Source organism: Streptomyces sp. GbtcB6, from assembly GCF_019091475.1.
Taxonomy (GTDB): Bacteria; Actinomycetota; Actinomycetes; order Streptomycetales; family Streptomycetaceae; genus Streptomyces; species Streptomyces hyaluromycini.
Window position 1 is genome coordinate 13,005 of record NZ_JAGXJL010000035.1, and the last position, 19,531, is coordinate 32,535.

A 19,531-nucleotide genomic window follows, 5' to 3' on the forward strand; every position below is an offset into this window, starting at 1 on the left:
GTGTGGTGAGGTGACCCGCACCAGGGGGATGGATGGAGAAACTAGGAAGCCAAAACGACTATATGGTTAACGAACACCGACGGGTAAGAGAATGGTTAGCAGGTTCACCGCACACTTTCTATGATTCCCCCAGGTGACGGTATTGGACTTCCCACCTGCCGGGGACTTCACGAACAGATCGGATGATTAACCTCCCGGACCCGGGTAGGCATCCCGGACCATGTCACTCGCGACCCCCACACTGGCGCCCCCGCCTGCGAAGATCCCGGTCGTCCCGGCCCCACCCGGACACCCCCGCACCCGCCTGCTCGCCCTCGACGGACTGCGGCTCGCCGCCGCCCTGATGGTCTGCCTCTACCACTACGCGGGACGCGGCGGAGTCGTCGCCGCGTCCTGGCACCAGAACCCCGACCACGTCTTCCCGACCCTGTCCCGGCCGGCCGCCTACGGCTGCCTCGGCGTCGAGTTCTTCTTCGTCATCAGCGGCTTCGTCATCTGCATGAGCAGCTGGGGCCGCCCCCTCGGCGACTTCTTCCGCTCCCGCGTCGCCCGCCTCTACCCCGCCTACTGGGTCGCCCTGGTGCTGGTCACCGGCGCGTCCCTGATCCTGCCGGCCGTCGTCCGCGCCGTGCGCCCCGACGAGTTCCTGGTCAACCTGACGATGCTGCAACAGCCGATGGGCGCGCCCCGCGTCCTCGGCGTCTGCTGGACACTCTGGGTGGAGGTCCGCTTCTACGCCCTGTTCGCGCTGACGGTCGTCCTGCCGGGCGTCACCTACCGCAGGGTGGTGCTGTTCTGCTCGGTGTGGACCCTGGCCGCGGTCCTGTCCACCGCGGCCGGCGACGGGTCATGGGCCGAGCTGGTCGTGATGCCCCGGTACGCCCCGTACTTCGTCGGCGGCCTGGCCCTCTATCTCGTCCACCGCTTCGGCGGCCGGCTGCTGCCCTGGGGCATCGTGGCGCTCTCCTGGATCCTCGGGCTGCGCACCGCCACCGAGGGGCTGTGGCACCCGGGCGCCCCCCGGAACCCGTACGTCGTGATGCTCGTCGTCACCCTGGCGTTCGCCGCGGTCGCGGCGGTGGCGGCCGGCTGGACGCGACGGGCGGCCTGGCCCTGGCTGACCACGGCCGGGGCGCTGACCTATCCCTTCTACCTGGTCCACGAACACATCGGATGGTTCGTGATCCGGGTGCTGCACCGGGGGTGGGGAATTCCGCCATGGCCGACGCTATTGATCACGGTGTGCGGGATGCTCGGACTGGCCTGGCTGATCCACCGGTTCGTGGAGACACCGTTCGGGCCAGTACTGAAAAGGGCCCTGAAGACGTCGTGATTCGTTTCCGATTCACCTCTCGTTCACTTTGGGAAGTTGGTCCGTCGTTCACCTCTCCGTTGGTTTCGGAGGTGCAGGGCGGGCAGGCACCGTAGAGCCCTGCAGCGCACAGGCGTTCCGCAGGTTTCTCACAGGCTTCCGTACCGCGTATCGAGGGAGTGCCCCTTCCCTATGACCACCACCCAGGCAACGATCCGACCGCCCCACCGTCTCGACGACGTCCCCGGCTGGTTCCCCGTGCTCGACCAGGTGCTCTTCGACTGGTTCCTGAGCCGCCAGGAAGCCTCCGGAACGCGGGGCGACCTGCTTGAGGTCGGGGTCTACATGGGCAAGAGCGCCATCTTCACCGGCCGGCACCTGCGGCCCGGAGAGTCGTTCACGGTCTGCGACCTCTTCGAGGGGGACGCGCCCGACGACGCGAACCGCGCGGAGTCGACGAAGTCCTACGGCAAGCTGACGCGGCAGATCTTCGAGGAGAACTACCTCGCCTTCCACGACGCTCTGCCCCGGGTGCTCCAGGGGCCCAGCTCGGTCGTGCCGGGCGAAGCGACGCCGGGCTCCTGCCGGTTCGTGCATGTCGACGCGTCGCATCTGTACGAGCACGTGCACGGCGACATAAGGGCGGCCCGGGATCTGCTCCTCCCCGACGGGATCGTGGTCCTCGACGACTTCCGCTCCGAGCACACGCCGGGCGTCTCCATCGCGACGTGGGAGGCGGTTCTCAACGGGGAGCTGCATCCGATATGCATCAGCACCCAGAAGCTGTACGGGACGTGGGGCGACCCCGGGCCGGTGCAGGAGGAGCTGATCGAGATGGTGCGGGGGCGGACCGACTGCCACCTGAGCATGCAGGAGGCGGCGGGGCACCGGATCATACGGCTGAAGTCGAAGGGGATGCGGGCACCGGAGTTCCCGCCGTCCCGCTACGCCGTTGCGCCGGAGGCGCCGCAACCGACTCCAGCGCCTGCGGCGCCGGTCACGCCGGGGTCGGTGCCGCGTCGGCGGAGCCGGGTGCGGAGGGTTGCGGTGGATCTGCTGCCGCCTGTGCTGACGCGGGCTCTTCGGAGGGCCATGCGGTAACGCGTGGCGAGGGGCCGCAGGGGGTCGGTGGGCGGGTGCGGGTGCGCTGTGGCTGGTCGCGCAGTTCCCCGCGCCCCTTTGGGGCGCGCTGATGCGGGCCGCATTCGATAGCACCCCCGCCCCATTGAGGTCTGCCGCCGTCAGGCGGTCTTGTAGCGGGCGGCGATTCCGTCGATGAGCAGTTCCAGGCCCTCCTCGAACTGGCGGTCGTAGTCGGTGAAGAGTTCTCGGCCCGCTGCTGCCGACAAGGGGAAGTCGGCCAGGATGCGGGCTCGTTCGTCCACGTCGTAGCCCTCCCGGCGTTGGCCCGGGAGGGGTTCGACGCCCTGTTCCTCGGTCACGAAGCCGACGGTGTAGGCGTTCGCCGTCATGCCCGCCTGGGCCGCCTGGGCGAGGGTGAAGCCGGCCTCCGTCATGATGCGCAGGTATGCCTCCTGCTCCGGGGCGTGGTCGATACCCGTGAAGCGTGAGCCGCTGTAGACCCTGGCGCCGTCGCGGTAGCCGAGCAGGGTGGTGCGCAGCCCCCGGCTCGCCGTGCGCAGCCCGTCCCGCCAGGTGCCGGCGGGGTCGAGCCGGGTGCCCGCGACCATGCGGCGGTACATCTCCGTCGCCATCTCGTCGAGCAGCGCCTGCTTGTCCTTGAAGTGCCAGTAGAGGGCCGGGGCCTTGACGTCCAGCTCCTTGGCGATGGCCCGGAGGGTCAGTCCCTCCAGGCCGACCTCGTTGAGCAGGCGCAGGGCCGTGTCGGCGACCCGGCGGCGGTCGAGGGGGGCGCGTCGTTCCGTACTCACGCTTGACAGCTTAACAGCGTTAAGTGCAGCCTTGTCGTCGACGGAACTTAACAACGTTAAGGAGAAATGCGATGGATGCGGTAGATGTACTGGTCGTCGGCGCCGGGCCCACCGGGCTCGCCCTCGGTATCGACCTCGCCCGGCGCGGGGTGGACGCACTGGTCGTGGAGGCGGGCGAGAAGCTGTTCCCGGGCTCGCGCGGCAAGGGGATCCAGCCCCGCACCCAGGAGGTCTACGACGACCTCGGCGTGCTCGACGCGATGCGTGCGGCCGGCGGCCCCTACCCGCCCCGGCTGCTCTGGAAGAACGGCGAGCCCGTCGAGACGAAGCCGATGTTCGACCCGGTACCGGCGGACGAAGGGGCGCCGTACACCGAACCGCTGATGGTCGCGCAGTGGCGGACCCAGGAGGTGCTGTACGCGCGGCTGCGGGAGCTGGGCGGCCGGGTCGGGTTCGGGCGCGGGCTGACGGGTCTGGAGCAGGACGCGGAGGGGGTGACGGCCGGCTTCGCCGACGGTACGGCGGTTCGCGCGCGGTACGTGGTGGCGGCGGACGGCGGGCGTTCGACCGTACGGCGCGCGGTGGGCGTCGGGATGACCGGCGAGTCGGTCGACCCGAGCCCCTTCCTGGTGGCCGACCTGCGGGTGCGGGGCCTCGACCGCGACCACTGGCACACCTTCGTCGGGGACGACGGCTGCGGTGTGGCGCTGTGCCCGCTGGCCGGGACCGACGACTTCCAGCTGGGCGCCCGGCTGCCCGAGGGCACGCGGATCGACCTGTCCCTGGAGGGTCTGCGCCGGCTGGTGACGACGTACAGCCACCTCGACGCGGCGGACATCACCGAGGTGCGCTGGGCCTCCGACTTCCGCCCCCGCGCCGCACTGGCCGACCGGTTCCGGGCGGGCCGGGTCTTCCTGGCCGGAGACGCCGCCCATGTCCACTCCCCGGCCGGCGGCCAGGGGCTGAACACCAGCGTCCAGGACGCCTACAACCTGGGCTGGAAGCTGGCCGCGGTCCTCGCCGGCAGGGCCCCGGAAGCTCTCCTCGACACCTATGAGGAGGAGCGCCGCCCGAACGCCGCCGCCATGCTGGGTCTCTCGACGAGCGTCCACCACGGCGAGGTACGCCGGGGCGAGGCGACGGTCCAGCTGGCGCTCGGCTACCGGGAGTCCTCGCTGACGGAGGAGAACCGGGTGCACCCGGGTCCGGTGCGGGCGGGCGACCGCGCACCGGACGGGCGGAACGCGGACGGGGTGCGGATGTTCGACGCCTTCCGGGGGCCGCACTGGACCCTGCTGACACCGGAACCGGTGGCCGACGTCCGCAGCCTGCGGGCCCCGGAGTCGTACGGCCCGGGTGTGTTCCTGGTCCGCCCGGACGGCTATGTGGGCTGGGCGGGCGAGACGACCGAGGGGCTGCGGACGTACGCGGCGCGCACCGGGGCCTGAGCGCTCCGCTGGGCGGGCCGCGAAATACCGAATTCCGACTTCGGCGCCGTCGTGGCTGGTCGCGCCGTTCCCCGCGCCCCTACGGGGCGCGGAGGGCTAGGCGCTCCGGGGCCCGCGCCGGAGGCTGCGCAGGCCGGCCCTTATGACAGGGAGCAGGGCCCAGCACACGGACGCCCAGTGGGTGACCAGCGCGACCGGCATGGAGATCAGGAAGGCCAGCATCATCGCGGTCAGCCAGCCCAGCGTGTTCGACACGACCTCCGCCGAGTCGGAGGTGCTGAGCAGGCCCGACCTGCGCAGGTCCGCGAAGGCCAGCCGGAAGAACAGGCAGGCCAGGACCTGGTCGGCCGCGTACACGATGAGCTGGACCTGGTACGCGTCGGCCTCGCTGGTCAGCAGCTTCGTCGTGAACGGCATGAGGACGATCGCGAGCAGCCACAGCAGGTTCCACCGGATGACACCGCCCGAGAGTCCGGTCGCGTACCGGAACAGGCGCTGATGGATCATCCAGTGGATGGCGATGGCCCAGAAGCTGACCAGGAACGCGGTGTACTCCGCCAGATGCTCGCGCAGGAAGTGCAGGACACCGCTGTTGCCGTGGACGTCCCCGGTGGGGACCGGCAGTTCCAGGGCGAGCAGGGTGATGGCGATGGCCACCACCGCGTCCGAGAAGTAGATCAGCCGCTCCGGGCTCACCGGCCGGCCGCCGTGGGTCTCCCCGGCCTCCCCGGTCTCCCCTGTCTGCTGGGCCTTCTCGGCCTTCTCGGTTTCCGCTTGGGGCCCGGCGGTGTGCTGCGCGCGGGTGTCGGGCATCTTCTGCTGCTTTCTCGTAGAGCTTCTCGTAGAGCTGTGGACGGTCACGCCAGGGCCTGCGCGGCGCGGGCCCTGGCCCGTACCGCGTACCGGCCGCCGACGGCGAAGGGAAGGACGAACGCCAGGATCTGGGCGGTGACGAGCGGCACCGTCGCGGAGTGGTCGTAGTCGACGACGGCCGCACAGGCGAGCGCGCCGAGGGTGAACCCGGCCGCCCAGATGGCGGTCAGCACCATGTTGACCCTGATGAACCGGGGGGAGTCCCAGAACTCCCGGGGCACCTCGGCCCGGGCGAAGGCCAGGGTGAACGGGCGGCGGACGGCGAGGGAGGCCAGGGCCGTGGCCGCCAGGGTGGCGTTCGCCAGGGCACAGATCCAGTGCTGGAGGCCGGTGCCGGGATCGGCCAGCCCGATACCGGCCATGACCACGAAGAACCCGCAGGTGGCGGCACCCAGCAGGTCGACCGTGCGGGCGCGGAGCTGCCGGGAGAGCAGATACAGCGCGGCCAGGGCGGCGGCGCTCGTACCCAGTCGCCAGTCGACCGGGCTCAGGGCCGCGTAACACAGCCAGGGCGCGAAACCGCGGACGTAGTTCACCGGGTGTCTCCTTCGGGACAGACCGAGAGTCCAATGTTGGACGGTCCAAGGATGGCCGGTCGATCTTGCTCTGTCCAGCCGTGACGGGTGAAATCCGGAAAGGTAGGGTGAGGCCATGAGCTTGCCCCACGCACTCCTCGGTCTCCTGGCCGAGCAGCCAGCCAGTGGATACGACCTGCTCAAGCGGTTCGAGTCGGGCCTGTCCGCCGTGTGGCCCGCCCAGAAGAGCCAGGTCTACGGCGAGTTGGCGAAGCTCAGCGAGAAGGGACTGATCGAGGTCACCGGGACCGGCGCACGCCAGCGCCGCGAGTACGGCATCACCGACGCCGGGCGCGCGGAACTGCGCGGCTGGCTCACCGAACCCGGCACCGACTTCGCCTTCCGCAGCGCCGCCCTGCTGCGGGTCTTCTTCCTGTGGACGCTCAGCCGCGAGGAGGGCGTCGACTACCTGGAGAACTTCGCCCGCATCAACCGCGAACGGCTCGCGGCGCTGACAGCCGTGCGGGACAACGCCGAATGGGTCGGCGACCCGGTGCAGATCTGCGGCTGGCTGATCCTCGAATACGGCCTGCGCGGCTCCACGACCTCGGCGGAATGGGCCGACTGGGCCGCCGAACGGCTCGCCGAACACCTGTGACCCCGGCCGGGGCCATCAGGTAGGCGACTCAGGCGCTGGCCAGCGTCAGCTTCACCGCGAAGCCGAGGAACAGCACCCCGGCCGCCGAAGTGGCCGTCGCCGACATCCGCCTGCGGCGGCGGAACGCGTCGGCCAGCCTGGTGCCGCTGAATATCAGGGCGCTGAGGTAGAGGAAGCTGGCCAGCTGGGCGAAGGCGCCGAGGACGACGAAGGACACGGCCGGATAGGCGTACCCCGGGTCGACGAACTGCACGAAGAAGGCGATGAAGAACAGGATCGCCTTCGGGTTGAAGAGGCTGATCACCAGGGCGCGGCGGTACGGGCGCTCCTGCGCCGGCGCGGCGACCGGCGCCTCCTGCCCCGCCGCCTGCTCCTTCCGCGACCGCCACATCGACCAGGCCGCCCGCAGCATCCCTATCGCCAGCCAGGTGAGATAGCCGGCGCCCGCGTACTTCACGATCCCGAACAGCACGGCGTTGGCCTTGAGCAACGAGGCGACCCCGGCCGCGGACAGCGTCATCAGCACGGTGTCCCCGCACCACACGCCCGCGGCGGCGGTGTACCCGGTCCGCACGCCCTGCCGGGCGGCGACGGACAGCACGTACAGGGAGTTGGGGCCGGGCAGCAGGACGATCAGGACGAGTCCTGCCAGATAGGTGGGGAGGTCGATGACGCCGAACATGCGAAGAAGTCTCGCACGAACGTCCGACAACGCCCCCGCCGCGGGTCAGAAGGCGTCGGTCGGGACGTACCCGCCCCACACCTCCCGCAGGGCGTTGCACACCTCGCCCACCGTCGCCCGCGCCCGCAGCGCCTCCTTCATCGGGTGGAGGACGTTGTCGGTGCCCTCGGCGGCCTTCTTCAGGGCGGCGAGGGCCGAGTGGACGGCCGGTCCGTCCCGGTCGGCGCGCAGCCGCGCGAGGCGCTCCGTCTGCCGGGCCTCGATGGCCGGGTCGACGCGGAGCGGCTCGTACGGTTCCTCCTCGTCGAGCCGGAAGCGGTTGACGCCGACCACCACCCGGTCGCCGGCGTCCGTCTCCTGGGCGATGCGGTAGGCGTTGCGTTCGATCTCGGCCTTCTGGAAGCCGTGCTCGATCGCCGCCACCGCGCCGCCCAGGTCCTCGACCTTCCGCATCAGCCCGACGGCCGCCTCCTCCAGGTCGTCCGTCATCCGCTCCACGGCGTACGAACCCGCGAAGGGGTCCACGGTCGCCGTCACGTCGGTCTCGTACGCCAGTACCTGCTGGGTGCGCAGCGCCAGCCGCGCGCTCTTGTCCGTCGGCAGCGCGATCGCCTCGTCGAAGGAGTTGGTGTGCAGGGACTGGGTGCCGCCGAGGACCGCGGCCAGGGCCTGCACGGCCACCCGGACCAGGTTCACCTCCGGCTGCTGGGCCGTCAGCTGGACCCCCGCGGTCTGGGTGTGGAAGCGGAGCATCAGCGACCTGGGGTCCCGCGCGCCGAACTCCTCGCGCATCACCCGTGCCCAGATCCGGCGCGCCGCGCGGAACTTGGCGACCTCCTCCAGGAGGGTCGTACGGGCCACGAAGAAGAAGGACAGCCGGGGTGCGAAGCCGTCGACGTCCATGCCGGCCGCGACCGCCGTGCGTACGTACTCGATGCCGTCGGCGAGCGTGAAGGCGATCTCCTGCGCGGGGGACGCCCCGGCCTCGGCCATGTGGTAGCCGGAGATGGAGATGGTGTTCCACCTCGGGAGCCCGGCCTTGCAGTACCTGAAGATGTCCGCGGTCAGCCGCAGGGAGGGCTTCGGCGGGAAGATGTACGTGCCGCGCGCGATGTACTCCTTCAGGACGTCGTTCTGGATCGTGCCGGTCAGCCGGCCCGCGCCGACGCCCTGCTCCTCCGCCACCAGCTGGTACAGCAGCAACAGCACGGCCGCCGGGGCGTTGATCGTCATCGATGTGGACACGCGGTCCAGCGGGATCCCGTCGAACAGCACCCGCATGTCGTCGACCGAGTCGATCGCCACGCCCACCTTGCCGACCTCGCCGTGTGCGAGGGGCGCGTCGGAGTCGTGGCCCATCTGGGTGGGCAGGTCGAAGGCGACGGAGAGGCCGGTGGTGCCGTGCGCGATGAGCTGCCGGTAGCGGGCGTTGGACTCCGCGGCCGTACCGAAGCCGGCGTACTGGCGCATGGTCCAGGGGCGGCCGGTGTACATCGTCGGGTAGACGCCCCGGGTGAAGGGATACGCCCCCGGGTCGCCGAGTTTCCCGGCCGGGTCCCAGCCCGCCAGGTCCTCCGGGCCGTAGACCGGCTCGACGGGCAGTCCGGACTCCGACTCACGGACCATGGTGGCCGACCTCCGCGGTACGCCGGTACTTCTGTACGCCGATATCTCGGTACGTCTGTCAGTTCCCACCATGCCCCCTAGTTCGGCGGCGGTCACGCGGGGAAGCATCCTCGGCATGAAGGTCTCGGGGTACGCAGGGATCCTGGCCGCCGCACTGGCCGTGCTGTGCGGGTGCACCATGCAGCCGCCGGGCGGCGGGGACGCCAAGGGGCGATCGCCCGTCCACATCGACCTCCCGCACAGCCCGACGCCCGCCGGCACCCCCGCCCCGACCCCGTCCCCGTCCGCCGTCGTGACCGTCCCGCCGCACATCGTCTTCACCCGCGGCGACACCGGCACCGGCGTCCGTGAGCTCCAGGCCCGGCTGCGCCAGGTCGCCTGGCTGTTCGACGGGCCGACGGGGACCTACGACGACCTCACGGCCCAGGCCGTCAAGGGCTTCCAGGGCAAGCGCGGGCTGCCGCGGACGGGTGAGACCGACGCCGTGACCTGGCGGCGGCTGGTGCGGATGACCCACCGGCCGGGCAAGTGGGAGCTGTACCTGATGGGCGGTCAGCCGGCCGCCGCACCCGATCCGCGGTGCCTGACCGGGCGGGTGCTCTGCATCAGCAAGACCAGCCGGACGCTGCGCTGGATGGTCGACGGGCGCACGGTGTCGACGATGTCGGTGCGGTTCGGGGCGCAGTACACCCCCACCCGTGAGGGTGTGTTCCACGTCTACTGGAAGTCCCGCCACCACGTGTCGACGCTCTACCACTCGTCGATGCCGTACGCGATGTTCTTCAGCGGCGGCCAGGCGGTGCACTACTCCTACGACTTCGCGGCCCGGGGTTACGCGGGCGGCTCGCACGGATGCGTCAACGTGCGGGACGAGGCGGCGATCGCGAATCTGTTCGCACAGGTGCGCAGCGGCGACAAGGTCGTCGTCTACTGGTGAGCGGGTGACCTGCGAAGGACGTGTGGGGCGCGGGCGGGACCGGGGGAACGTGTCCCGCCCGCGCCGATGCACGAGCCACGGGTACGGGGGGAACCCCGGCTCTGTGCGACGGCCGATGACCAGTCGGCTCACTCAGTACTGCGCCGTCGCCGCCGAAAACGTCACACCCTGCGGGAAAAAAGTTCAGCGACTTTCAAAACCGCAGGTCACAGCGTTGCGTAAAGGTCAAAGCGCGCTGTACGTGGGGCTGGGCGAGGTGACGGGCTGGTTCGGCAGCAGGGGCACGAAGGAGGTCGGGGCGGGGGTGGCCACGCCGTTCTGGCGGGGGTCGTTGCCCTCGCCGCCGCCCGCGCCGCCGCCGGTGTTTCTGCCGGGCCGGCCCTCGTCGCCGCCCTGGCCGTTGCTGTCGCCCTGGCCGTCGTTCTTGCCGCCCTGGCCGTTGCCGTCGCCCTTGTCGTCGCCGGAGAGGTCGCCCTTGCCGTTCAGTCCGGTGCCGAGGGCGGCCTTGCAGAACTTGTCGACCCGGCCGGCGCCGCCCGCCAGGCCCTCCAGGGCGCGCTTGCGGTCGGCCCCCAGGGTCCTGCCGTTCTGGATCACGCGGCAGGACGTCAGCGCACCGCTCCAGCCGCCGACCGGGAGGCCGGGCGAGGCGGTGCTCCGGCTCTTCGACTTGCCGGACGGGGTGGGCGAGGTCTGCCCGGAGCCGCCGGACGTGGTGTCGGAGGAGGGTGTGCCGGTCTCGCCGCCGAGCAGGGACTCGGGCGAGGACGAGCCGTCGGGGCGGGCCGGGGTGCCGGCGGCCGAGACGGAGGCGGCCGGTCCGGGATGGTTGTCGTCGAACGGGGTCGGCAGCACTCCGGTGCCGGCGGCCACCGCCACCCCGCCGAGCATGCCGGCGGTCAGCGCGGCGGCGAGGCCGAGCCGTGCGGGGCGGGCCCAGCCCGGGACCCGGGTCGGCCGGGAACCGGCGCCGATGCGGAAGAGGTCCGCGTCGGCGTCCCGCCCGCCCTTCGCCGGCCGCGCGGCCGTACCGGTCCGCATGGCCGCGGCGGTCCGTGCGTCCTCGGCGGATTCGCGGGCTTTGCGGAAGGCAGCCAGCGCGGCTTCCTCACCGGGGAGTTCGGCGGTGCCCTGCGTGGCCCGCGCGGAAAGCGCGCCGAGCGTCCTGGCGAGGCGTTCTGCCTGGTCACGGCCGGAGGCATCGACGGCTTCGAGCGACTCACCGCGCAGCAGACGTTCCGCCGTCACCCGGTTCAGCCACTTGTTCTGCTCGTCGGCCATCACATGTCCTTCTGCGTCCGCGAACGCGTATGCGTCACACTCGCGGACGTCACCGCTCGTTCATTCGGTTCTCGCTGGGGCGGAAGCGCTTCGAGGACGCCCGCCTTCTCCGGGTCGGCGCCGAGCAGTTCCGCGAGCTTCTTCAGGCCGCGGTGGGCGGCCGTGCGGACGGCGCCTGCACGCTTGCCGAGGGTCTCGGCGGCGGTCTTGGCGTCGAGGCCCACGACGACCCTGAGGACGACCGCCTCGGCCTGGTCCTGCGGCAGCCGGGCGATGAGGGAGAGGGTGGAGTCGGTGGTCAGCGCCTCGATGGCCTCGCCGGCGGTGTCCGAGTCGGCGGCCCAGCCGGCCAGTTCCGTCTCGTCGCCGCCGATCGCGGGGCGGCGGCCGCGCATCCGTATGTGGTCGAGGGCGCGGTTGCGGGCGATCCGGGCGGCCCAGCCGCGGAACCGGTCCGCGTCACCGCTGAACCGGTCGAGGTCGCGGGCTATCTGCAGCCACGCCTCGGAGGCGACGTCCTCGGCGTCCGGATCGCCGACCAGCGTGCGGACGTATCCGAGCAGGCGGGGCTGCACCGCGCGGTAGACGACGCGGAACGCGGTCTCGTCCCCGTCCTGTGCCGCACGCACCGCGGCAGTCAACTCCGCGTCGTCCCCCAGCACCCGTCGTATCCCTCTTCGCGCCTAAACCGGCGCCGCTGTCGCGGACGTGGTCCTCGCCGTCGTGGTTCCTCAATTGATGGTTGCGGCAGTCGGGACGCAGATGGTTGCGGTGGTCATGCGGCCTCCGCGGCCCGGCGCGAAAGGCACGTTACGACCTGAAACCGTTCGCCGTCCACGTCCGTACAAAGTGCAACTAACTCGTGACGCCCCGGGGTGTGACAGAAAACGCAGTCATGGCGCTGAACAGAGTACGGGCCGCCGCGCGGTCCGTGCCGCGCGACGGCCGGGGCCTCTCCTGTGGGGGGTGGCGGCCCCGGCCGTTGCTTCGGTTTCACCACTCTGACCTGCGACTATGCGCAGATTCTGCGGTCGGTACGGCCAACACGCGACCAACCGGTCAGACACCTCGGACGATCCTTCCCGGCACGATGCGCCGAGCCGTCCCGGACGCCGTCCGGCGGGCCCCTGCGACTCGCGCCTGCCGTGCCGGCCATGGTGGAGCGCGGTGTGCGGTGCCTCACATTGGCCGGTCACCCGGCCGGCCCGCCACGTTTCGCGCAGGTGGTCGGGATTGTGCAGGTCCGGATCATGTGGCCGTCGTCCCGGCGGGCCGCCAGTCGTCGCGGCGGCGGGGCCGCGCCCGGTGTGCGCCGGTGTCCCGGGCGGTGCGGAAGGCGGCCAGCGCCCGCCGCTCGCCCTCGGTGTCGACGTCGTCCTCGCGGATGACGGTGGCGAGCAGGGCCTCCAACTGCGGGCCGGCGGGCCCGGACCCGGGGCCGGGCGCCTTTCCGCCGGGGTGTGCGCGCCGACGCCCGCGGCCGACGTCGTCGCTGTGCCGTTCACCCATGCCCCGGTCCCTCCCTCTCCGGCGGCCGGCCGTCGTGGCCGCCCCTGACGTCCATGACGCCGTCGGCGTTCAGCCCGGCTCCCCCGGTGTCCGGGGGTCCTCCCGCGTCCCGTCCGTGACACCCAGCCGCCGGGCCAGGGCCTTGAGCCCGCGGTGGGCGGCGGTGCGCACCGCGCCCGGGCGCTTGCCGAGGACCCGGGCGGCGGCGGGGCCGTCGAGGCCGACCACGACGCGCAGCAGCACGGCCTCGGCCTGGTCGCGCGGCAGCGAGCGGACCAGGTCCAGGGCGCACTCGGTGGAGAGCGCCTCCAGCGCCTGGTCGTGGGTGCTGTGGACGGCGGGCAGCTCCAGCAGGTCGTGCTCCGGTGCCGACGGCCGGGGCCGTACCCGCTGCCGGCGCAGATGGTCCAGGGCCCGGTGCCGGGCGATGGTCGCCGTCCAGCCGCGGAAACCGGCCCCGTCGCCCCGGAACCGCCCCAGGTCCCGGGCGATCTCCAGCCAGGCGTCGGCGGCCACGTCCTCGGCGTCGTCCCCGACCATCCCCCGGAGGTAGCCGAGCAGGCCCGGCTGCACCAGCCGGTAGGCGACCGCGAAGGCGGCCTCGTCGCCCTCCTGGGCTCGTGCCACGGCCGCGCCGAGCTCGCCGTCGTACGCCTGTACGCGGCGGGTTTCCCCTCCCTGGCCCAACGCGATCCTCGTCCGTACCGAGTGCGAATCGGGCTCGGCCGAACCCGAACCCGTGTCGTTGCGTGCCGTGCGGCACCCGCGCCGGTGCGCGCGGGCTCCCACGAGCACCAGCGCCACGCCGCACGGAAATGTCACACAGGAAGTTCACAGCCGCCGCGCACACCGGTGGCCGCCCGCCGGTCCCGGCGGACGGCCCGGCGCGGGTAGGCCGGGGTATGTGAGGCGGCCGGGCTCCTGCCGCCCGGGCTCAGGTGGCCGAGTCCACCGGTTCCGGGGCCCGCTCCTGCGCGGCCTGCGGGGTGGGTGCCCGGTCCGCGTTCACGACCACGCCGGCGATCAGGGCGCCCAGCAGCAGCGCGGCCATCGCCCACCAGGTGGCCACGTTGAAGCCGTGCACCGCGGCCTTCGCCGCCAGCAGCGTCCGGTCCGGGATGGTCGCGGCATGCGCGGTGGCGTACCGGGTGGTGACGCTGGCCGCGATGGTGTTGAGGAGTGCCGTACCGATCGAACCGCCCACCTGCTGGGCGGTGTTGAAGGTGGCCGAGGCCGCGCCCGAGTCACGTGGGGCGACGTTGCCGGTGGCCAGGGAGACGGAGGTCATCATCGCCGTACCCATGCCGAGGCCGAGCATCAGCATGCCGGGCAGGATGTGCGAGGCGTACGCCGGCTCGACCCCGACCTGGGCTATCAGCGCCAGCGCCCCGGCCGCCAGCAGCAGTCCGGGCACGATCAGCACGCGGGGCGGGACCCTGTTCAGCAGCCGGGCGGCGACCTGGGTGGAGCCGGTGACCATGCCGACGGTGATGGGGAGATAGGCGACGCCGGTCTTCACGGGCGAGTAGCCGAGGACGCGTTGCATGTAGTACGTCAGGAAGAGGAAGACGCCGAACATGCCGACGGTCACCAGCAGCACGGTGAGGAACGCGCCGATGCGCTGCCGGTCCCGTACGACGGTCATCGGGAGCAGCGGGACCGGGGCGCGGGTCTGCCAGAACCCGAAGAGGCCGAGCAGCGCGACCCCGCCGAACAGCAGCGTCAGGACCAGGCCGTCGGTCCAGCTCCGGGACTCCGCCTCGGAGAAGCCGTAGACCAGGGCGAGCATGCCGGCCGAGCCGAGCAGGGCACCGGGGACGTCGAGGCGGGCGTCGGGATGGCGGCCGCCGCCGGGCAGCAGGACCCAGGCGCCGGCGAAGGCCACCAGGGCGATCGGCACGTTGACGTACAGGCACCAGCGCCAGTCCAGGTACTGGGTGAGGAAGCCGCCCGCGAGCAGCCCGACCGCGGCGCCCGCGCCGATGATGGCGCCGAAGATGCCGAACGCCTTCCCGCGGTCCTTCGGGTCGGTGAACGTCGTCGCGAGCAGCGACAGCGCGGCCGGGGCGAGCAGCGCGGCGAACACGCCCTGCAGGGCCCGCGCCCCGAACAGCATCCCCTGGTTGACCGCGGCCCCGCCGAGCGCGGAGGCGGCCGCGAAGCCGACCAGGCCGGTCATGAACGCGATCCGGCGTCCGGCGAGGTCGGCGATCCGGCCGCCGAGCAGCAGCAGTCCGCCGAAGGCGAGGGTGTAGGAGGTGATCACCCATTGCCGGTTGCCGTCGGACATGTGCAGAGCGACCTGGGCGGAGGGGAGCGCGATGTTGACGATGGTCATGTCGAGCACGACCATCAGCTGGGCCAGTGCGATGACGACGAGGGCCCACCAGCGTCGGTTGTCGGCCATGGGCCAATCCTGCTCCCCCACCGATTACTTGGGAACGCCCGCGTCTCTTATTACGGTGTTTTTGCCGAGCCTCCCGCTACCCCAGGGCGTCCCGGCACAGCAGCCGCAGCGAGCCGTGGCCGCCGTAGCACCGCCGGGCCTCGTCGATCGGGTCCCACAGCCGGCCGTCTGGGGTGCGGATCCAGTGGTCGCCCCCGGACGCCCACCACTCGGCGCCGGTGTGACGGACGATCACCTCACCGGCGTAGGCCCCGAGACCGCGCAGCGTCTCCCGCACGGCGTCGTACGGCGCGCCCTCCCGGCATATCTCCTCGATCACCCGGTCGACCCGCCACAGGCTCTGCGCCGAGTAGTCGAGCCGGACCCGGGCGCCTTCGCGCATCACTGCCACGGCGTCCGCCGCCCACCGGGCCGGTCTGGCGGCGGCATGCGGCCTGGTCTGCTGCTGCGCGGTCCCATGACGGGGGGTCACATGCTGGGCTGTCACATAGGTCACACAGGGAAGAGCGAGGCAGGCGGCTGTTTCGTCACCCGGATCCGGGGGTGTTCCCGCAACCGGCGCAGGACCCGCGCACCGCCCTCACGAATGGTTCACCCAAGCCCGCGGGCCCGCCGTGACACCACCGCGCGCAGCACCCGGCGGCCCTCGGTGGAGACGTCCAGCGCGCGGCGCAGCCCGGCCGCGCCGTGCCCCGCGAGCAGTTCGAGGACCGTGACCTGGCGGCGCAGTTCGGCGGCGACCAGTGGGGACATGCCCTCGGTGCCGCCCTCCCGGCGACTGTCCACCGAGGGGGCCCGGTCCTCGGCGGGGTCGAGGATGCGGTGGATCTGCAGCGAGGCGACGGAACAGGCGTCGGCCCACAGCCGGATGCCGGCGGCCTCCTGCGACGCGGGCGCGGCGGCGAGCATCCGCCGGGCGAGCGCCTCGGCCTCGCCGGCGTTCTCGCCGATCACCTCGCCGGTCGCCTCGCCGGTGCCGAGCGAGCCGCGCGCCTTCTCCAGGCCCTCGCTCCAGTCGGAGCCGTCGGCGAGGCTCGCCCAGAGCGGCCGCAGCACCAGGTCGTCCCCGCCCAGCAGGGGCACGCACCGATCCAAACAGGCCAACCCGCTGGCGGCCAGTCCGCGTTCATCGGCCTGAGCGATCAGCTCCACCAGGCTCATCCCACGCCTCCCAGAATCGGTACATACCAAGGCCCCCACTTGCATGGAGCCCGCACTTTCCCTAACTGCGTGCGACGGTACGGCAGTGTCACACGGGCAGGACACCCAGGACCCGGAGGAGTCCGAAGAAAGGGTTTTCGGCCAACGGCGCGTCCGGGTCGGGGTCGGCGGTCAGTACGGCGAGGAGCGCGTCGGCGCCGGCGGTGTGCCCGGCCTCGGCGGCCCAGGCGACGGCGCGGTCGGCGGCGTCGCGGGGTTCGAGGAAGTAGTCGTCCAGGGACAGCCCCTGCCCGTCGACCGCCAGGAAGCGGGCCGCGGCCGCCCGGCCCAGGCAGGTGGTCCAGCCGCCGCTCTCCGGCGCCGCCGCCTCGACGACCACGCAGGCGCCGTCCATCACATAGCCGAACAGCGCCGGCGCACCGGTGCGCGCGGCGAGGGCGTTCATGCTGCCGACGTCGGCGTCGGGGCTGTCGTACTGCCACAGGCGCCAGCCGCCGGGGGCCGAGGTCCGCAGGATGCCCCCGCCGGACGCCGGTTCGCCCCGGCCGACGACGAAATACCCCCAGTAGCCCATGTCCGTCCCCCACTCGGTAGTCCCGTGCCGAATACACCACGGGCATACGGGGGTCCACCAGACGCGTGCGACCGTGCGTCAGAGCGCGGCCGGGGCGGCGCCCGCCATCGCCTTCTCGTGCTGCATCCGGGTCAGCCGCAGCACGACGAGGATCGCGAGGACGGCGGCGGCGATGTCCAGGGAGTCCGAGACGATCATCTGCAGGGCGCCGTCGCGGACCTGGGCGGCGCCCTCGGCTTCGTCGCCGTAGCCGGTCGTGGCGGCGCGGTCGGCGAACAGCGAGGCCAGCCACAGCGCCCACCATGTGTTGACCAGCGTGTGCGAACGGGTCGTGCCCCAGGGGCTGCTGGCGTCCCAGATGTCGAGGGTGATCCGGCGCGGGTACCAGCAGTTCACGACCGGCACGAACCAGCCGCCGATCGCCCAGCCCGGCGACTTGCTCTGCCTGAGCGGGTCGAACACCTGGGCGTTGGCCCGCACCCGCTGGAACCAGCACAGGTACACGATCACGCAGGCGACCAGCGAGACGGCCTGGGCGCCGGCGGCGGCACCCAGCAGCTGGTCGGCGCGGTCGGCCCGGCGGAACGCGGCGGCGCCGGTCTCGCCGTCGGCCAGCGCGCCCGTGGCGTCGTACTGCAGGAAGTCCGCCCAGACGGCGAACAGGTCGGCGGCGACGACCGCCCCGAGCAGGACGACGGCGGCCCAGCCGAGGCCCACGGGCGAGCGCAGCCACAGGCCCGGCGTGCTGCCGAAGGCCGGGGCCGGCTCGGGCGAGTCGCCGAGGCAGCGGTGGCAGAGGGCGGCGCCGGGCGCGGCGGCGAAGTGGTGGCAGCGGGCGCAGATCAAGACGGGTCCCCCGGGACGCAGAAGGGCACGGAACCCTCCCCAGGCCCGCGCGCGGAATGCGGAACATACGGCCCGTCACCGCCGTACGTCCACCACGATTTCGGGATCAGCCCAGCTTGTTCGCGAGGTTCCTGAAGTCCGTCCAGGACATCGCCGGGGTGCCCGGGTCCCACAGCTTCTGGATCGTGGCCCGCAGCGGCATCCGGATGCCGGCCGCGACCTGGTCCTGGGTCTGGGAGCCCGCGAGGTCGCACCAGACGGCGAAGGAGCCGCCGAGGACCTGGGGTTCGTAGCGCGCGGCCACGGCGGTGGTGCCGCGCAGCACGCGCGGGATCCACTGCTCGTAGATCCGCTGTCCGGTCGGATAGACGAAGGTGTTGGGCTCGCCGAGGACGTAGTACAGGTACTCGTCGTTGTAGTTGAGCACCTTGCGGCCCGCCCTCAGGTACTCCACGGGCTGCCGGGCGCCGTTCTCCTTGCCGGTCCAGTAGCCGACCTGGAGGTCCGCGGCGGGCTGCACGGAGGTGCCCCTCAGGAAGCCGTCGTTCCAGGCCCGCATGGTGCGCTGGTGGGCGCGGACGGTGGCGGCGCGGGCGTTGAGCCAGCCGGTGGTGAGGTCGGCGACGGTGCCCGAGACGCCGTACGCCTGCCGGGCGGCGGCCGCGAGCTGCGGGTAGGAGGCCTGCGGGTTCGCGGCGGTCAGGGCCTGGTACTCGTCGCCGCCGAGGTTCCAGTAGGAGCCGGGGAACAGGTCGGCGTACTCGTTGAGCAGGTCGTCGACGAGCTTCGCCGAGGCCTCCTTGGAGATGTCGACGGCGCCCCTGGTGGCCACGCCCTGCGCGTTGCGCAGCTGCAGCTCCGGGTGGGCGGCGAGGACGGCACCGAGGTGTCCCGGCGAGTCGATCTCCGGCACGACCTGGATGTGCCGGGCGGCGGCGACCGCGACGATCTCCTTCACCTGCGCCTTGGTCAGGTGGTCCCTGGAGACGATCTCGGGGTGGGTGTCGGACTCGATCCGGAAGCCCTGGTCGTCGGAGAAGTGGAGCCCGAACTGGTTGAACTTCAGGTCGCCGAGTTCTCGTATCCGGGACTCTATCCAGCCCGCGGTGAACGGTTTGCGCGCGATGTCCAGCATGAACCCGCGCTGCGGCTTGGCCGGCTGGTCCCGTACGACCCCCTCCGGGGCCGTACCGCCGCCGTGCACCTCCTGCTTCAGCGTCCGGGTGCCGTAGAAGACGCCCGCGTCACCGGGCCCGCTGATCCGCACCGACCCGCCGCGCACGGTCATGGTGTACGACTCCGGGTCCCCCGTGCCGCCGAGGTCGAGCCGCAGGTCGCCGGGCCTGACGTCCTCGTTCGCGCCCTTCTGCCCGGCGTACGACAGCCCCAGCTCGCCCGCGGTCAGCCGCCCCTCGTCGGCCAGCGCCGCGTTGCTCACCACGACCCGGCCGCCCCGCTGCGGGCGCCAGCCGGGACCGCGGGCGGCGGTGTGGGAGCGGACGGCGGGGATGGTGCGGGGGGCCTGGGAGAGGGGGTAGCTGCGGGTGGGCGTGGGAGTGGGGGTCGCCGCCCCGGAGCGCGCCGCGGAGGAGGCCGCCGGTGCGCTGCCGGAGGGCTGCCGGGCCGCTCCGGCGCTGCTGCCGCCGTCGCCGCCGCCCGAGGAGGCCCATACGCCGATGCCCGTACCGAGCGCGACGGTCCCCGCGAAGGCCGCGGCGACCACCACCGCCCGCCTCCGCGCGGCCTCTCGTGTCGACGGCCTGCGCCTGTGCTGGCTCACAGCTACAACTTACGACGCATCAGCCGCGAC

General features: G+C 72.2%; 20 protein-coding genes. 5 read left to right on the forward strand and 15 right to left on the reverse strand.

The window, feature by feature from the left end; genetic code table 11:
* Positions 1-220: 220 nt before the first annotated feature.
* Positions 221-1,333, forward strand: coding sequence for an acyltransferase (locus tag KVT45_RS39605; protein ID WP_217554179.1), 1,113 nt, complete (start codon positions 221-223; stop codon positions 1,331-1,333).
* A 171-nt stretch (positions 1,334-1,504) separates the two neighbouring features.
* Positions 1,505-2,413 carry a class I SAM-dependent methyltransferase gene (locus tag KVT45_RS39610; protein ID WP_217554180.1) on the forward strand — a complete coding sequence of 303 codons (909 nt, stop codon included), beginning with the start codon at positions 1,505-1,507 and terminating at the stop codon, positions 2,411-2,413.
* 140 nt (positions 2,414-2,553) lie between these two features.
* On the opposite strand, the gene KVT45_RS39615 is transcribed toward KVT45_RS39610, so the two are convergent.
* Positions 2,554-3,204, reverse strand: coding sequence for a TetR/AcrR family transcriptional regulator C-terminal domain-containing protein (locus KVT45_RS39615; RefSeq protein WP_217554181.1), 651 nt, complete (start codon positions 3,202-3,204; stop codon positions 2,554-2,556).
* A 71-nt stretch (positions 3,205-3,275) separates the two neighbouring features.
* Between KVT45_RS39615 and KVT45_RS39620 the strand changes: the two genes are divergently transcribed.
* On the forward strand, positions 3,276-4,652 hold the full coding sequence (locus tag KVT45_RS39620) for an FAD-dependent monooxygenase (RefSeq protein WP_217554182.1): 1,377 nt from the start codon (positions 3,276-3,278) through the stop codon (positions 4,650-4,652).
* Positions 4,653-4,748: 96 nt separating this feature from the next.
* Here the strand turns inward: KVT45_RS39620 and KVT45_RS39625 are convergent, their stop codons facing one another.
* Positions 4,749-5,465: a TMEM175 family protein gene (locus tag KVT45_RS39625; RefSeq protein ID WP_217554183.1), complete on the reverse strand. Its 717-nt coding sequence runs from the start codon at positions 5,463-5,465 to the stop codon at positions 4,749-4,751.
* A 44-nt stretch (positions 5,466-5,509) separates the two neighbouring features.
* The gene (locus KVT45_RS39630) at positions 5,510-6,061 is read right to left on the reverse strand and encodes a hypothetical protein (RefSeq protein ID WP_217554184.1); all 552 of its coding nucleotides are present in this window, start codon (positions 6,059-6,061) and stop codon (positions 5,510-5,512) included.
* Between the two features lie 115 nt (positions 6,062-6,176).
* Here KVT45_RS39630 and KVT45_RS39635 point away from each other — a divergent pair, with 115 nt between their 5' ends.
* Positions 6,177-6,698 carry a PadR family transcriptional regulator gene (locus tag KVT45_RS39635; protein ID WP_217554185.1) on the forward strand — a complete coding sequence of 174 codons (522 nt, stop codon included), beginning with the start codon at positions 6,177-6,179 and terminating at the stop codon, positions 6,696-6,698.
* 28 nt (positions 6,699-6,726) lie between these two features.
* Here the strand turns inward: KVT45_RS39635 and leuE are convergent, their stop codons facing one another.
* Together leuE and KVT45_RS39645 are read right to left on the reverse strand one after the other, a co-directional pair.
* The gene (leuE, locus tag KVT45_RS39640) at positions 6,727-7,380 is read right to left on the reverse strand and encodes a leucine efflux protein LeuE (RefSeq protein WP_217554187.1); all 654 of its coding nucleotides are present in this window, start codon (positions 7,378-7,380) and stop codon (positions 6,727-6,729) included.
* A gap of 45 nt (positions 7,381-7,425) precedes the next feature.
* Entirely contained in the window at positions 7,426-9,006 is a 1,581-nt protein-coding gene (locus KVT45_RS39645) for a methylmalonyl-CoA mutase (protein ID WP_217554188.1), read from the reverse strand.
* Between the two features lie 115 nt (positions 9,007-9,121).
* Here KVT45_RS39645 and KVT45_RS39650 point away from each other — a divergent pair, with 115 nt between their 5' ends.
* Complete coding sequence (locus tag KVT45_RS39650) at positions 9,122-9,943, forward strand: L,D-transpeptidase family protein (protein WP_217554189.1); 822 nt, start codon at positions 9,122-9,124, stop codon at positions 9,941-9,943.
* A 225-nt stretch (positions 9,944-10,168) separates the two neighbouring features.
* Here the strand turns inward: KVT45_RS39650 and KVT45_RS39655 are convergent, their stop codons facing one another.
* The 10 genes from KVT45_RS39655 to KVT45_RS39700 form a co-directional block, all read right to left on the reverse strand.
* Entirely contained in the window at positions 10,169-11,224 is a 1,056-nt protein-coding gene (locus KVT45_RS39655) for a hypothetical protein (protein ID WP_217554190.1), read from the reverse strand.
* Positions 11,224-11,886: an RNA polymerase sigma factor gene (locus KVT45_RS39660; RefSeq protein WP_217554191.1), complete on the reverse strand. Its 663-nt coding sequence runs from the start codon at positions 11,884-11,886 to the stop codon at positions 11,224-11,226. Before KVT45_RS39660 ends, KVT45_RS39655 begins: the two co-directional genes overlap by 1 nt.
* Before the next feature lie 586 nt (positions 11,887-12,472).
* Positions 12,473-12,733: a hypothetical protein gene (locus KVT45_RS39665; RefSeq protein ID WP_217554192.1), complete on the reverse strand. Its 261-nt coding sequence runs from the start codon at positions 12,731-12,733 to the stop codon at positions 12,473-12,475.
* Positions 12,734-12,802: 69 nt separating this feature from the next.
* Positions 12,803-13,420, reverse strand: coding sequence for an RNA polymerase sigma factor (locus KVT45_RS39670; RefSeq protein WP_217554282.1), 618 nt, complete (start codon positions 13,418-13,420; stop codon positions 12,803-12,805).
* Between the two features lie 247 nt (positions 13,421-13,667).
* The gene (locus KVT45_RS39675) at positions 13,668-15,140 is read right to left on the reverse strand and encodes a DHA2 family efflux MFS transporter permease subunit (protein WP_217554193.1); all 1,473 of its coding nucleotides are present in this window, start codon (positions 15,138-15,140) and stop codon (positions 13,668-13,670) included.
* Between the two features lie 76 nt (positions 15,141-15,216).
* Entirely contained in the window at positions 15,217-15,612 is a 396-nt protein-coding gene (locus KVT45_RS39680; RefSeq protein WP_217554195.1) for a hypothetical protein, read from the reverse strand.
* A gap of 119 nt (positions 15,613-15,731) precedes the next feature.
* Positions 15,732-16,301 carry a hypothetical protein gene (locus KVT45_RS39685; RefSeq protein ID WP_217554197.1) on the reverse strand — a complete coding sequence of 190 codons (570 nt, stop codon included), beginning with the start codon at positions 16,299-16,301 and terminating at the stop codon, positions 15,732-15,734.
* An 88-nt stretch (positions 16,302-16,389) separates the two neighbouring features.
* Positions 16,390-16,875 (reverse strand): hypothetical protein, encoded by a 486-nt coding sequence (locus KVT45_RS39690; RefSeq protein WP_217554198.1) that lies wholly within the window; start codon positions 16,873-16,875, stop codon positions 16,390-16,392.
* A 78-nt stretch (positions 16,876-16,953) separates the two neighbouring features.
* A complete protein-coding gene (locus KVT45_RS39695) occupies positions 16,954-17,721 on the reverse strand; it encodes a DUF4328 domain-containing protein (protein ID WP_217554199.1) in 768 nt (255 codons plus the stop codon).
* 106 nt (positions 17,722-17,827) lie between these two features.
* Complete coding sequence (locus KVT45_RS39700; RefSeq protein ID WP_217554200.1) at positions 17,828-19,501, reverse strand: glycoside hydrolase family 20 protein; 1,674 nt, start codon at positions 19,499-19,501, stop codon at positions 17,828-17,830.
* Positions 19,502-19,531 lie beyond the last annotated feature (30 nt).

What these genes read in the sequence shown, in the direction of transcription:
- KVT45_RS39605 (WP_217554179.1), top strand. Translation starts at nt 221, where the DNA reads ATGTCACTCGCGACCCCCACACTGGCGCCCCCGCCTGCGAAGATCCCG.
- KVT45_RS39610 (WP_217554180.1), top strand. Translation starts at nt 1,505, where the DNA reads ATGACCACCACCCAGGCAACGATCCGACCGCCCCACCGTCTCGACGAC.
- KVT45_RS39620 (WP_217554182.1), top strand. Translation starts at nt 3,276, where the DNA reads ATGGATGCGGTAGATGTACTGGTCGTCGGCGCCGGGCCCACCGGGCTC.
- KVT45_RS39625 (WP_217554183.1), bottom strand. Translation starts at nt 5,465, where the DNA reads ATGCCCGACACCCGCGCGCAGCACACCGCCGGGCCCCAAGCGGAAACC.
- KVT45_RS39635 (WP_217554185.1), top strand. Translation starts at nt 6,177, where the DNA reads ATGAGCTTGCCCCACGCACTCCTCGGTCTCCTGGCCGAGCAGCCAGCC.
- leuE (WP_217554187.1), bottom strand. Translation starts at nt 7,380, where the DNA reads ATGTTCGGCGTCATCGACCTCCCCACCTATCTGGCAGGACTCGTCCTG.
- KVT45_RS39645 (WP_217554188.1), bottom strand. Translation starts at nt 9,006, where the DNA reads ATGGTCCGTGAGTCGGAGTCCGGACTGCCCGTCGAGCCGGTCTACGGC.
- KVT45_RS39650 (WP_217554189.1), top strand. Translation starts at nt 9,122, where the DNA reads ATGAAGGTCTCGGGGTACGCAGGGATCCTGGCCGCCGCACTGGCCGTG.
- KVT45_RS39655 (WP_217554190.1), bottom strand. Translation starts at nt 11,224, where the DNA reads ATGGCCGACGAGCAGAACAAGTGGCTGAACCGGGTGACGGCGGAACGT.
- KVT45_RS39665 (WP_217554192.1), bottom strand. Translation starts at nt 12,733, where the DNA reads ATGGGTGAACGGCACAGCGACGACGTCGGCCGCGGGCGTCGGCGCGCA.
- KVT45_RS39675 (WP_217554193.1), bottom strand. Translation starts at nt 15,140, where the DNA reads ATGGCCGACAACCGACGCTGGTGGGCCCTCGTCGTCATCGCACTGGCC.
- KVT45_RS39685 (WP_217554197.1), bottom strand. Translation starts at nt 16,301, where the DNA reads ATGAGCCTGGTGGAGCTGATCGCTCAGGCCGATGAACGCGGACTGGCC.
- KVT45_RS39690 (WP_217554198.1), bottom strand. Translation starts at nt 16,875, where the DNA reads ATGGGCTACTGGGGGTATTTCGTCGTCGGCCGGGGCGAACCGGCGTCC.